This window comes from Arthrobacter pityocampae (assembly GCF_002927275.1).
GTDB lineage: Bacteria > Actinomycetota > Actinomycetes > Actinomycetales > Micrococcaceae > Arthrobacter_D > Arthrobacter_D pityocampae.
This window is the reverse complement of sequence record NZ_PRKW01000001.1, coordinates 279,702-292,345: the sequence shown is the minus strand read 5'-3', so window position 1 is coordinate 292,345 and position 12,644 is coordinate 279,702. Positions and strand designations below refer to the sequence as shown.

Below are 12,644 nucleotides of genomic sequence, written 5' to 3'. Positions count from 1 at the left end.
TTGACCCCAGCAGACCGTTTTTTCGCGTCACCCCGCTTCGCTCCTAAGGTTGTTGCATGTCCCTGCAGTCCACGCACTCCGCCTCGGCACCCGTACCGGCCACCGTCGAGCGGGTCGTCGAGACCGTGCTGCCCACCCGGCACGGCACGTTCCGCATGATCGGCTACCGGGACGGCGAGGGCACGGAGCACGTGGCGCTCGCGCAGGGCATCGACGACGACGCGCACCGCCCGGCCCCGGCGCCGCCTCTGGTCCGTGTCCACAGCGAATGCCTCACCGGCGACGCCTTCGGCTCCTGGCGCTGCGACTGCGGTGAACAGCTCGACGCCGCCCTCGCCGCCATCGCCGCCGAGGGACGCGGCGTGCTGGTGTACGTCCGCGGGCACGAGGGCCGGGGCATCGGCCTGCTCGCCAAGCTCAAGGCCTACGCCCTGCAGGACCAGGGCGTGGACACCGTGGATGCGAACACCGAGCTGGGCCTGCCCGTCGACGCCCGGCGCTACGGCCAGGCGGCGGAGATCCTCCAGGACCTCGGCATCCAGGCGGTCCGCCTGCTCTCCGGCAACCCCGCCAAGGAGGAGGCACTCGAGGACCTCGGGATCGACGTCGTCGAACGCCGCGGTCTCGCCGTGTCCGAGCGCTCGGAGAACGCCGGCTACCTCGCGACCAAACGCGCCCGCATGCGGCACGACGCCCCCCTGTCCGCCGACGCCTGGACGTCCCTGCTCGACGGCGCCGTCCCCCCGGCGCCCGCACCCGGCGAGGCGGAGGAGCTCACCCACCGGTACGGCTACCTCGCGGCGGCAACCGGGCCGCTCGTCGTCGGGCAGCTGCGGCAGAGCCTCGACGGGTTCATCGCCTCGCGCTCCGGGGATGCCGGCCTCCACGAGGACCGAGGGGACCACGGGCACCTGCAGCGACTGCGCGCCCTCGTCGACGCCGTCGTCGTCGGGGCATCGACCGTCCACGCGGAGGACTGCTCGCTGGCGGTGCGCGACGTGCCCGGTAGCAGTCCGGTGCGGGTGGTGCTGGACCGGTCGGCGACCGTGGCACCGGGGGCGCGGGTGCTGGCCGACGACGGCGTGCCCACACTCTGGCTGGTCGGCGCCGGCGCGGTGGTCCCGGACGGTCTGCCGTCCACCGTCGAGGTGCTGCGGCTGGAAGCCGAGGATTTCGCCCCGCAGCGGATCCTGGACGTCCTGCAGGCGCGGGGACTGGAGAAGGTTCTCATCGAGGGCGGCGGCAACACCGTCTCGCGCTTCCTCGAGGCCGGGCTGCTGGACCGCCTGTATCTCACCACGGCGCCGGTGCTCGTGGGCGACGGCGTCCCCGGCATCCGGTTCACCGGCTCCGATGCGCTCGCCGAGGCGCGCACGGCACCGGTGCGGCGTTTCGTCTTCGGTCAGGACATCTGCACGGAATTCAACTTCGCCGGCGCCCGGTAGCCGGAGTTCGGTAGCCGGCGCCCGCAATGGACGGCCGGCATCCGATCCCACTCCCCGAGGCCGGCAGGGAAGTGGGATCGGTGTGGGTCAGGAGTCGCTGACCCGCTTGCTCTTGCCCTGCAACCGGTCGATGTGCTCGGAGGCCTCGGCCTTGTTGATGTCGGCGGGGATCTCCTCGCCGGCCTCGCGGGCCAGGGTGTCGAGGTAGCTCCGCTGTGCTGCCGTCATCGGCTCGTCGCCGGTGACCCAGTCGGAGGGATCGCGCTCGAAGCCGCCCTCGGGTTCGGACTGCGGGCTTCCCAGTGTCTCTGCCATGTGAGTTCCTTTGCGTCGTGGACAGCGTGAACCGTCAGTCTACTGAGCGTCTCCGACACTCCGGGGACGGGCGATCATCCGGTACTGCACCCGTCACGCCACGGGTGCAGTCCCGGTCCCGTCAGGCCCCGGCGCCCGGTGTGAGCAGGCTCTTCGGCAGGCGGTGCGTGGTGACCGCGCCGACGGGCGCCATGGGGTGCAGCGGGTCGGGGTCGGTGCTGCCGGTGGGGCCGCCCAGCCGTGAATGCCCAGCCGCGCTGAGCAGGGCGTAGGCATCTCCGGCGGAGAAGCCGTGGGTGTCGACGAGGAAATCGAAGGCATCCTCGTAGCCGCGCTGGATCGACTCCTGCACCGGATCGCCCAGGCCCACGAAGATCCATTCCGCCTCGGTCTCCACCCGGGGCGCGCGCAGCGGCAGGTCCTTCACGAGGTCCACGCTGATGACGGCGACGCCCTCCGCCTCGATCGCCACGAAGGAGGACTCGCCCTCGGCCATGATGGCGTGGATGTCCCCGATGGACAGGTAGGCGCCCTCCGTCATCACCGGCAGGTACACCGTGGCCCCCGGCCGGCAGTCGGTGAGGTCCATGTTCCCGCCCTCGGCGTAGGACGGCATCACCGTCGAGTGGGAGCCCTGCGCCGGCGCCGTTCCGATGCACCCGATCATGGGGGCGGGGGCGAGGGTGTGCCGGTCCGTCACGTGGACGCCGTCCTCGTCGATGGGCACCCGGCGCGTGAACATCTCCGCGCCCATCCGTTCCTTCAGGGCGCCCACGCCCGGCAGACTGATGGACCAGCCGTGGGTCTTCAGCCGGATCTCGTGGATGGTGACGGCCAGGGCGTCGCCAGGCTGGGCGCCCTCCACGTACAGCGGGCCGGTGACGGGATTCAGCTGGGCCGTCAGCTTGCCCATGTCCTTGTGCTCGTGGAGCTGGGCGTACACCTCGTCGTTCGTCTCGAAGCCGATGCGCTCCCCGGTACCCGGCGTGATGCGCAGGGCGGGGGCGACGTCGGCGCTGAAGCCCGGCTGCCCGTGGGTCTTGTCGAGGAAGTGGTCGAGCCCCTCGGTCAGGGCTGCTGTGGTTGCTGTGGTGCCGGTCATGGTCGGAGTCCTTCGCGTTCGCCGGTGGCAACCGGCTGGGGGTCGTGGTCGGTGCTGTCGGACGCAGGCCCCGACAGGTCAGTGGTGCGTCCGGTCCTCCGGTAGTAGGCGAAGACGCCGGCGCCGATGATGAGCCACACGAGGCCGCCGATCTTCGCCTCGGCCGCGGCGTTGAGGAGCACGTAGCCGATGATCAGGAAGCCGATCGTGGGGACCACCAGGTGGAGGAGGTAGTTGGCGGACTTCTTCCGCACCACGTAGTGCACCACCACCGAGACGTGCAGCAGGAGGAACCCGAACAGCGCGCCGAAGTTGACCAGGGCTGAGATGACGTCGATCTGGCCGACGAAGAACAGCACGAGCACGGCAGAGATGACGGACACCGTGATGATCGCGTACTGCGGGACCTTCCGCGCATTGACGGAGCTCAGGAACTTCGGCAGCTGCCGTTCGCGGCTCATGGAGTAGAGCAGGCGGGAGGTCGCGGCCTGGGCGGCCATCGCGTTCGCGATACCGAGGGCGAGGACGTTCACCACGAAGAAAGCCGTGGCCCAGGTGCTGTTCGAGGCCGCTTCCACGAGGTCGAAGAACGCATTGCCCGCGGCGTCGTCGGAGAAGGGACCCTGGTCCGCCGCGAGCAGGCTGGCCAGCCACGTCTGGGTGACGAAGCAGAAGGCGGCGATGAACAGGGCGATGATCATCGCCTTGCCGGCAGCGTTGCGCTTGCCCGTGGACTCCTCGGCCATCGTGGAGATCCCGTCGAAGCCGAGGAAGCTGAGGACCGCGATGGACAGCGCGGAGGCGAGCAGCGGCCCGCTCACCTTGCTCGCGTCCCAGACCGGGGCGGAGGAGAACTCGGCGCCGGGGATCGTGCCCCCCGTTCAGCGCCGTCACCGCGATGATGATGAACACCACCACGAACACCAGTTCCATCACCAGGAAGATGCGGTTCATGAGCTTCAGCGAGCTCACGCCCAGCAGGTTCACGGCCGTGTTGATCGCGACGAAGATCAGCGCCCACACCCAGCGCGCCGACCCGGGGAAGATCCCGATCATGGACTCGGCGGCGAAGACATAGAGCAGGGTCGGGACGAGGAGGTAGTCGAGGAGGATGGCCCAGCCGGCGAAGAAGCCGACGGTGGGATGGATCCCGCGCCCGACGTAGGAGAAGACGGAACCGGCCAGGGGGATCGACTTCGCCATCTGGGAGTAGGACAGCGCGGTGAAGATCATCGCCACCAGCCCGATCAGGTACACGAGCGGGACCATGCCGTCGGCCGCGTTGTACACGGTGCCGAAGATCGCCCAGGGTGCGATGGGCACCATGAAGATCAGGCCGTAGATGAGGAGGTCCACCGTGGAGACGGATCGCTCGAGTTCCTGCTTGTAGCCGAAGGATTCGAGCTGCTGTTGCGCGCTCAGTTCGTCGAGATGACGTGTGGCCACCGGGGTGCCTTTCGTTCAGCGGGAGGCGCGGGGTCGATCCGTGGGGGATGGAGCGCCGGGAGGAAGGACGGGACCGCAGGCGTCGAGGGGAGCCCGCCCGGCCCGAGCAGTATCCTCCCGCATAAATGGTCTGATGAGAAGACCTTTTATTTCGGGCAGGTAAATTCTCGCCTAGGGTGGATGGATGACCGGCACGGAGGGAGCACAGGGCGCAGCACCGTTAGCCGAGGGTCTTCTTTCGGCGCCCCTGCCCGCAGTAACCCGCGGGGACGAGATCGCCGACCGGCTCATCACGGCCCTCGCGGTGGGGGAGTATCTGCCGGGGTCCCGGCTGCCGCCGGAGCGGGAGCTGTCACTGTCCCTCGGCGTGGGGCGGACGGCGGTCCGCGAGGCGATCGCCCGGTTGGTGTCGCTGGGGCTCCTCGAGACGCGGCGCGGCCGGCAGGGCGGATCCTTCGTCACCCGGCAGTGGGAGCGGTCCTCGGAGCAGGCGGTCCAGCGGTCCCTCGGCGCGCGGTGGGCGTCCCTGCGTGATCTGCGGGAGACGCTGTGTCTCCTCCACGGGGCGGTGGCCCGCTCGGCCGCGCAGAACCGGACGGACGACGACGTCGTCGTGCTCGGCGAACGCCTCGACGTGTTCCGGATCGCGGCCTCCGGCAACGCATCCCAGGCGGCCGATGCCGCCCTGCATGCGGCCATCTGCGCGGCCGCGCACAATGCCGTCCTCACGGGGCTCCTGGCGGAGGCTGAGGCGCGGCTCAACCTGGCTGCGCCCCTGCACCCGTGGGGCCCGGTCGACGGCGTCGAGGCCATGGAGGCCCGGGCGCTCGTGGACCACGAGCGGCTGGTGGGTCTGATCGTCGGCGGAGACGAGGACGGCGCCGATGCCGTGGCGCGCCGCCACGTGAGGATCGACTTCGAGATGATCGAGGCAGCCCTGGAGAAAGCGGCCGACGCTTGACCAGCCGGGGCCTTGAGCCGGCCGGGATCGGCCTGCCCACGGGTAATACCTAGACGAAACCCCAAGTCACCTCGCTCCGATCCGCGTAGCCTCACCCCGACCTCCAAGTAGTACCCCTGCCGCCTACGGAGTTAATCAGGTAGCCCCTTCTCTACTTCCGGTAGATCCCACTCGTGCTGACTACTCGCCCGTTTCCTAGTGTCGAAGAAGGTCTTTTGACATATTTGCTGGGGAACAGGATGGCACCACCGTGGGGTCTCGAACGCACGCTTTCAGTACTAAGGTCACGCAGCAGCTGGGCGGCCACACAGTGGGATCCGTGCGGAGGGGCGGCGTCCGTCGAGGACCGGCCCTCCTGATGGTGCTTCTGCTGGTCGTCGGATGCGGGACGGTGGGCCCGTCGACGGCCACCGATCCCACCGGTTCCCATGCGCACCACGCCGTGCTCGCCGGCCCGAACGGGTCCTTGACCGCTCCGCATCACACCACAGTGCTCCCTGCTGCGTTGGTGGAGCCCGCCCCCACCCCGCTGCCGCGGACGGGGTGGACGGCCACGGCCAGCGACGCGGAGACCGCCCGGTACAACAACGGGGCCGCGAACGTGCTGGACGGCAACACGGCGACGATCTGGCACAGCAGGTACTCGCCGGCACCGGCAGCACCGTTGCCGCATTCCCTCACGATCGACACGAAGGCCGCGCGGGGCATTGCGGGATTGAGCTATCTCCCGCGTCCGGACGGCGGAAACGGGCGAATCGGGAGCTTCGACATCCGGGTGAGCATCGACGGCGTCACCTGGAGCCAGCCCGTGGCGAACGGGACGTGGGCCGACACCGGAGTGGAGAAGACCGCTACCTTCAGTGCGGTGAGCGCCCGGTATGTCCGGTTGACGGCGACCTCCGAGGCCGGCAACCGCGGCCCCTGGAGCAGTGCCGCAGAGATCAACCTTCTCGGCGGTGAACCGGCCCCACCCATCAAGGTGTTACCGCGGACGGGCTGGACAGCCACGGCCAGCGACGCGGAGACCGCGCGGTACAACAACGGCGCCGCCAATGTGCTGGACGGCAACAAGGCGACGATCTGGCACAGCAGGTACTCGCCGGCACCGGCAGCACCGTTGCCGCATTCCCTCACGATCGACACGAAGGCGGTGCGGGGCATCGGTGGCTTGACCTACCTGCCGCGTCCCGATGGTGGCAACGGGCGGATCGGGAAGTACTCGATCGAGGCCAGTTCGGACGGGACCACCTGGAAGGTCCTCTCCACGGGCACCTGGGCGGACACCATCGCGGAGAAGACGGTGACCTTCCCGGCAGTCAGCGCCCGGTATGTCCGGTTGACGGCGATCTCCGAGGCCGGGAATCGCGGCCCCTGGAGCAGTGCCGCAGAGATCAATCTCGTCGAGGGTGATCCGGCCCCTGCCGCCGGGGTGTTGCTGCGGACGGGCTGGACAGCCACGGCCAGCGACGCGGAGACCGCGCGGGTCAACAACGGCGCCGCCAATGTGCTGGACGGCAACAAGGCGACGATCTGGCACAGCAGGTATTCGCCGGCACCGGCTGCCCCGTTGCCGCATTCCCTCACGATCGACACGAAGGCGGTGCGGGGCATCGGTGGCTTGACCTACCTGCCGCGTCCCGATGGTGGCAACGGGCGGATCGGGAAGTACTCGATCGAGGCCAGTTCGGACGGGACCACCTGGAAGGTCCTCTCCACGGGCACCTGGGCGGACACCATCGCGGAGAAGACGGTGACCTTCCCGGCAGTCAGCGCCCGGTATGTCCGGTTGACGGCGATCTCCGAGGCCGGGAATCGCGGCCCGTGGAGCAGCGCTGCGGAGGTCACCCTCCTCGGCCCCTCCTCGGCATCGTCCGTAGGGCCCTCCGCGGGGTCATGGGGACCCACCATCAGCTTCCCCCTCGTGCCGGCCGCCGCCGCGCTCCTGCCCGGCAACAAGCTGCTCACCTGGTCCGCTTACTCCCCGATCACCTTCGGAGGCAGCCGGGGGTACACCCAGACGTCCATTCTCGACCTCGCGACCGGAAAGGTGACACAGGCCCAGGTCTCCAACACCGGTCACGACATGTTCTGCCCGGGCACCTCCATGCTCCCTGACGGGACCATCATGGTCAGCGGCGGCAGCAACAGCGCGAAGACCAGCCTGTACAACCCCAGCACCAACGCCTGGACGCCCGGGCCTGACATGAAGATTCCTCGGGGCTACCAGAGCAACGTGACCACATCCACGGGCGAGGTCTTCACCCTCGGTGGATCGTGGTCCGGCGGCACGGCACCGAAGCATGGAGAGATCTGGTCCGCGGCCGGCGGCTGGCGGACGCTGCCCAACGTGGGGGTCGACAGCATTCTGACCGACGATCCCCAGGGCCAGTTCCGTTCAGACAACCACGCCTGGTTGTTCGCCGCCCCTGGCGGTCGTGTCTTCCACGCCGGACCGAGCCGCGAAATGGCTTGGATTTCCACCACCGGCAACGGCAGCATCACCTCGGCCGGTCTGCGTTCGGACAGCGCGGATGCGATGAACGGGAATGCCGTGATGTACGACATCGGTAAGATCCTGACGGTGGGCGGTGCGACCGCCTACCAGAAGGCCGCTGCGACGGCGAGTGCGTACACCATCGACATCAACGACGGCGTTCGGGTGGAACGGACCGCGGACATGGCCGTCACACGGTCCTTCGCAAACGGAGTCGCCCTGCCCGACGGCCAGGTGTTCGTTGTCGGGGGTCAGCCGACTCCCGTTCCGTTCACCGATACGGACGCGCGGATGGCTCCGGAGCTCTGGAACCCGGCAACCGGGAAATGGACCATGCTGGCCCCGATGGCCGTTCCCCGGACGTATCACAGCGTCGCCCTGCTACTCCCTGATAGCAGGGTCTTCGTCGGCGGTGGCGGTCTGTGCACCAACTGCACCACGACGAATCACCTGGACGGAGAAATCTTCACGCCGCCGTACCTCCTGAATGCCGACGGCAGCGAACGCGAGCGGCCCCAAATCACGACCGCGCCGACGTCCGCCGCGGTCGGGAGCACGATCGCAGTGACCACCGGAGCGCCGGTCACGAAGTTCTCGCTCATGCGGATGAGCACCGTGACCCACACCGTGAACACGGACCAGCGGCGCATCCCGCTGACCGCGACCTCGGTCTCAGGCACCACGGCGTCATTGAAGCTGCCGACGGACCCCGGGGTCCTCGTACCAGGCAACTACATGCTGTTCGCGATGGATGACAACGGGGTGCCCAGCGTGGCGTCGACCATCCTGATCAAGTGACGAAATGACGCTGCCGAAGGGATGCCGCTAGCCGCGGTACATCGGCAGGGGTGCTCCGGTGACGCCGGCCTCGACGGCGAACAGCGCCCCGGCCTGGGGCTCCGACCCCTCCGGGATGTTCTCCTGCGTGGTCGTGATGAACAGTGTCGAGAGGTCCTCCCCGCCGAATGCGCACGCCGTCACATTCGTGACCGGCAGCGGGATGTGCTCGGAGAGCCGGCCCGAGGCGTCGTACCTGGCCACCGCACCGCCCCCGTACAGGGCCGTCCAGATGCCGCCCTCCGCGTCGATCGCCATGCCGTCCGGCATACCCAGGGCGGGCTCGACGACGGCGAAGGTGCGGCGGTCGGTGAAGCGGCCGGCGTCGACGTCGTACCCGAGGGCGTCGATGCGCCCCGTCGGAGTGTCGCTGAGGAACGCGGTGTCGCCCGCAGGGGAGAAGTGCAGTCCGTTGGACACCGTCAGGCCGGTCAGGAGGGTGGAGACGGTGCGGTCGGCGTCCAGGGAGTAGAGGCTCCCCGCGCCGAAGCCGCCCTCCCAGCCCATGGACCCGCAGAGGAAGCGTCCCGCGGTGTCGCACCCGCCGTCGTTCATGCGCACCGCGGTGTCGCCGAAGGCCTCGGGACCCTGCTCGATCACCGAGAGGGAGTCGTCGGCGAACACGAAGCCGCGCTCCACGCCGATCACGTAGCCGCCGGAGGCGCGTCCGCGGAGCACGCCGGCCAGGCGCGGGTGGACGCTGTGCCGGTCCAGGCTGCCGTCCTCGTGGCGGACCAGGACGTCGCCCTCCATCATGTCGACGAACAGGAGTTCGCCGCGGCGCGGATCCCAGTACGGTCCCTCGCCGTGGAACGTGCAGACATCGGAGATTTGTTCGGCTTTCACGGTGCCTCCTGGCAGTGAGGGTGAAGTCGCGGGTCGGAGTGGGGCATCAGCCGTCCGTCGGCACGGGGGTCGCGTCGGCCAGCCCCACGCAGGCGCGGGTCTGGTCGACCCGCGCCGCGGCGTCGCCGAGTTCCACGAGGACGGTGCTCGAGGCCACCTCATCGGGATCGAAGAGGACCTCCACCGCCGGGTCGCGGCCGTAGGTGGTGGCCGTCCAGGCCGGGTCTCCCTCGCGGACCACCCAGTCGACGTCGTTCACGGTGACGCAGGGATCGGTGGTGGGCCCGGGCACGTCCACGCCGCAGCGCAGCACCACTCGGGATGGATCGCCCCAGGCCGAGGTGGCCTGGCTGTTCGTCTCGCGCTGTTCGTTCTCGGCGACGGTGGGCGGCAGCGCGATCATGACGTCGGCGCACCGTGCGTTCGCGGCGTCCCCGGCGGGGTCCACGTCCACCACTGCTGAGCATCCAGTGAGCCCGGCCAGCAGTACCACGGCGGGCAGCAGGGAGGTCAGGGCGCGGGGGAGGGCAGGCATGATGCCAGCCTAATCGGTGGTCCTGTGCTGCAGCGTCACGCGTGGATGCCAGGCGTGCGACACGGGCGCGTCCGCCGTCGTGCGCAGCAGGGCGGCAGGAGCGACCACCCGTAGGATGCAGGAACCGGCAGCCAGTCTCAGGCAGCCGGTTTCCCCCGCGTACCCGGCGTTGCCCCCAACCCGCGCGTGCGAGACCCCGAGCCGAGGACGAATGACCACGCACCGCCGCTTCCCCCAGACCGCAACCCTCAGGACTGTGACCGGCACGGCCGCCGTCCTTCTCGCCGGGGCGGTCCTCGCCCCGGCGGCTGCCCTCGCTGTCGAATCCGAGCCCGCCGCGGCCCTTCCCGCTATCCTGGGCCAGCAGCAGCCCCGCGTGGTCGAGCAGCCCCAGCCGGGCGCGACTTTCGGTGAACCAGCACCGCCCGTCGTCGATTCGCTGGCAACTTCCGGGACGGACCCGGCCACAGGGTTCGCCATCAACGCCCGCACCGGGTTCCTCGTCCACCCGGGAACCGGCCACCTCATCGAACCCGGCACCGGCAACCTCGTCTACGCCGACACCCTCATCTACACGAATCTGCGGTACGACGCCGCAACCGGAGAGGTCGGGCAGATTGCCGACGAGGCACCGGCGCCCGCGCCGAGTTCCAGCCCGGCGAAAACGACTGCGGCACCCTCGCCCTCCGCCACGCCGAGCGCCACCGCCACCGCGACGGCGACGTCATCCGCCACCGCGACGGCCGCCCCGTCCGGTCCCACGACGGCGCCCGCGGTCGTCGGCAGCGCGCCGACGACCGAAGGCGCTACCGCGAGCTCGACGCCGCGTGCCACACGGTCCGCCACCCCGACCGCGAGCGCGACAGCCGCGGCCGAGGAAGAACGCGCTGCGTCCCTCGCTCCGATCGCGTGGATCGGGGGCGCCCTGCTCGCGGTGGCGGTCGCCGTCGTCGCGGTTCTCGCCGCCCGTCGTCGCCGGCACTGATCGCCGAGGAGCCGCCGTCCGTGCCCTGCTGTCGTCCCGGGAACGGACGGCGGCTGAACGAGTACCTCAGCATCACCCCGTACCATGAACTGATCTTTGCTACGACTGGAGAGCCCTTTGAGTCTCGACGACTACGCCACTGCAACTGAATCCGATACCGCCCGTGAGGGACGCCGCGGGCGCCGCAAGCATCCGGTGCGGACCACCCTCCTCGTTCTCGGGTCCCTCGTGGTCGTCGCGGCGCTCGTCGCCGGCGGGTACCTGTTCTCCCTGGCGCAGTCTTTCAACCAGAATTCCCGGACGATCGAGACGGCTTTCCCGGCCGAGGAGTCGCGGCCCACAGTGGCGCCCGAGGCCGAGGGAGCCGTGAACATCCTGCTCCTCGGCAGCGACTCGCTGGCCGCCGAGGAGCAGCAGGGCGACGTCGATTCGGCAGGTCCGTCGGACAGCCGCTCGGACACCATGATGCTGATGCACGTCCCGGCGGACCGCCAGGACATCCAGGTCATGTCGATCATGCGCGACACCTGGACAGACATCCCCGGCCACGGGGAGGCGAAGATCAACGCGGCGATGGGACTCGGCGGGGTACCGCTCGTGGTGCAGACCGTCGAGGGACTGTTCGGGGTGCGCGTGGACCACGTGGCGACCATCGACTTCGAAGGCTTCAAGGGTCTCACCGACGCCCTCGGGGGAGTGGAGGTCGATAACCCCATCGCCTTCCAGTCCCGCGGCAGTCAGGGCGAGTACTTCGCCGCCGGGCCCATCACCCTGCAGGGCGAGTCGGCGCTGAAGTTCGTCCGCGAGCGCTACGCCTTCGGCGACGGCGACTACCAGCGCGTCAGGAACCAGCAGCTGTTCGTGAAGTCCGTCATCAGCACGGTGCTCACAGCGGACACGCTGACGGATCCGCAGAAGGTGTACCGGGTCGTGGACCAGATGTCACCCTTCGTCGGCGTGGATGACAGCCTCGACGCCGCGGCGGTCGGTTCCCTGGCCGTCTCCCTGCGCAGCGTCCGCTCCAGTGACATCGATTTCTTCACCCTGCCGAACCTCGGCACCGGAACCTCCGGGGACGGCCAGTCGATCATCGTCAAGGACGACGCCGCGATTACCCAGGTGGGTGAGGCGCTCCAGAAGGACACCCTCGCCGACTACCTCACCTCGAACCCGGAGGTCGGATCATGACGGACCGGAGGCCGGTGCGCAGGACGGTGGCCGCGCCGCTCCTCGCCTTCCTTATGCTCTCCGCTGTGCCGATGACGCCGGCCGTGGCTCTCAATGGTCCGGTGGTGGAGCAGACTGATCCTCCCGTGGTCACTCCGACCCCGAAGCCGACGCCGAGTGCGCCCGCACGGCTGCCCGTCACGCCTCGTCCGACGCCAGCGCCCACGCCGACGCCGTCACCCGCGCCGGCACCCACACGGACACCGGCTCCTGTTCCGGTGCCCGCTCCAGCTCCGGTCGTTCCGGCGCCTGCCCCGGCGCCCGCTCCGGCACCTGCTCCGGCACCTGCTCCAGCCCCCGCCCCCGAACCCACTCAAGCACCCTCCGAGGGCCCCGAGCCGGAGGACGAGCCGGACGTCACCATTGATCCCGGCACGGGCTTCGAGATCGATGTCTCCACCGGCTGGCTCATTCATCCACCCACGGGATACCTGATCGAACCCGGAACGAA

General features: G+C 69.5%; 11 protein-coding genes and 1 pseudogene. 5 read left to right on the top strand and 7 right to left on the bottom strand.

Annotated features, from left to right (window positions below; genetic code table 11):
• The first annotated feature begins 56 nt into the window (after positions 1–56).
• Positions 57–1,445 (top strand): GTP cyclohydrolase II, encoded by a 1,389-nt coding sequence (gene ribA, locus C4K88_RS01460; RefSeq protein WP_104119854.1) that lies wholly within the window; start codon positions 57–59, stop codon positions 1,443–1,445.
• A gap of 87 nt (positions 1,446–1,532) precedes the next feature.
• On the opposite strand, the gene C4K88_RS01455 is transcribed toward ribA, so the two are convergent.
• From C4K88_RS01455 to C4K88_RS17840, 4 genes and pseudogenes are all read right to left on the bottom strand, one after another.
• Positions 1,533–1,760, bottom strand: a complete 228-nt coding sequence (locus C4K88_RS01455; protein ID WP_104119853.1) for a DUF3072 domain-containing protein — start codon at positions 1,758–1,760, stop codon at positions 1,533–1,535.
• A 121-nt stretch (positions 1,761–1,881) separates the two neighbouring features.
• Entirely contained in the window at positions 1,882–2,862 is a 981-nt protein-coding gene (locus tag C4K88_RS01450; RefSeq protein ID WP_104119852.1) for an acetamidase/formamidase family protein, read from the bottom strand.
• Positions 2,859–3,683 (bottom strand): APC family permease, encoded by an 825-nt coding sequence (locus tag C4K88_RS17845; protein WP_277621624.1) that lies wholly within the window; start codon positions 3,681–3,683, stop codon positions 2,859–2,861. Before C4K88_RS17845 ends, C4K88_RS01450 begins: the two co-directional genes overlap by 4 nt.
• A 97-nt stretch (positions 3,684–3,780) precedes the next feature.
• Positions 3,781–4,188: pseudogene (locus C4K88_RS17840) on the bottom strand (amino acid permease); the annotation flags it as partial.
• Between the two features lie 304 nt (positions 4,189–4,492).
• On the opposite strand from C4K88_RS17840, the gene C4K88_RS01440 reads away from it, so the two are divergent.
• Both C4K88_RS01440 and C4K88_RS01435 read left to right on the top strand, forming a co-directional pair.
• Entirely contained in the window at positions 4,493–5,269 is a 777-nt protein-coding gene (locus C4K88_RS01440; protein WP_104119851.1) for a FadR/GntR family transcriptional regulator, read from the top strand.
• A 358-nt stretch (positions 5,270–5,627) separates the two neighbouring features.
• A complete protein-coding gene (locus C4K88_RS01435; RefSeq protein ID WP_104119850.1) occupies positions 5,628–8,561 on the top strand; it encodes a galactose oxidase family protein in 2,934 nt (977 codons plus the stop codon).
• 27 nt (positions 8,562–8,588) lie between these two features.
• Here the strand turns inward: C4K88_RS01435 and C4K88_RS01430 are convergent, their stop codons facing one another.
• Positions 8,589–9,446: an SMP-30/gluconolactonase/LRE family protein gene (locus C4K88_RS01430; protein ID WP_206604327.1), complete on the bottom strand. Its 858-nt coding sequence runs from the start codon at positions 9,444–9,446 to the stop codon at positions 8,589–8,591.
• Positions 9,447–9,492: 46 nt separating this feature from the next.
• A complete protein-coding gene (locus C4K88_RS01425) occupies positions 9,493–9,981 on the bottom strand; it encodes a DUF3515 family protein (protein ID WP_104119848.1) in 489 nt (162 codons plus the stop codon).
• A gap of 211 nt (positions 9,982–10,192) precedes the next feature.
• Here C4K88_RS01425 and C4K88_RS01420 point away from each other — a divergent pair, with 211 nt between their 5' ends.
• Positions 10,193–10,966: a hypothetical protein gene (locus C4K88_RS01420; protein ID WP_104119847.1), complete on the top strand. Its 774-nt coding sequence runs from the start codon at positions 10,193–10,195 to the stop codon at positions 10,964–10,966.
• A gap of 117 nt (positions 10,967–11,083) precedes the next feature.
• Positions 11,084–12,154 (top strand): LCP family protein, encoded by a 1,071-nt coding sequence (locus tag C4K88_RS01415; RefSeq protein ID WP_104119846.1) that lies wholly within the window; start codon positions 11,084–11,086, stop codon positions 12,152–12,154.
• Between the two features lie 177 nt (positions 12,155–12,331).
• Here the strand turns inward: C4K88_RS01415 and C4K88_RS17290 are convergent, their stop codons facing one another.
• On the bottom strand, positions 12,332–12,514 hold the full coding sequence (locus tag C4K88_RS17290) for a hypothetical protein (RefSeq protein ID WP_167398947.1): 183 nt from the start codon (positions 12,512–12,514) through the stop codon (positions 12,332–12,334).
• Positions 12,515–12,644: the final 130 nt, after the last annotated feature.

Excerpts from the sequence above, each read along its gene's own strand:
- C4K88_RS01420 (WP_104119847.1), top strand. The coding sequence starts at position 10,193 with ATGACCACGCACCGCCGCTTCCCCCAGACCGCAACCCTCAGGACTGTG.
- C4K88_RS01440 (WP_104119851.1), top strand. The coding sequence starts at position 4,493 with ATGACCGGCACGGAGGGAGCACAGGGCGCAGCACCGTTAGCCGAGGGT.
- C4K88_RS01435 (WP_104119850.1), top strand. The coding sequence starts at position 5,628 with ATGGTGCTTCTGCTGGTCGTCGGATGCGGGACGGTGGGCCCGTCGACG.
- ribA (WP_104119854.1), top strand. The coding sequence starts at position 57 with ATGTCCCTGCAGTCCACGCACTCCGCCTCGGCACCCGTACCGGCCACC.
- C4K88_RS01450 (WP_104119852.1), bottom strand. The coding sequence starts at position 2,862 with ATGACCGGCACCACAGCAACCACAGCAGCCCTGACCGAGGGGCTCGAC.
- C4K88_RS01455 (WP_104119853.1), bottom strand. The coding sequence starts at position 1,760 with ATGGCAGAGACACTGGGAAGCCCGCAGTCCGAACCCGAGGGCGGCTTC.
- C4K88_RS01425 (WP_104119848.1), bottom strand. The coding sequence starts at position 9,981 with ATGCCTGCCCTCCCCCGCGCCCTGACCTCCCTGCTGCCCGCCGTGGTA.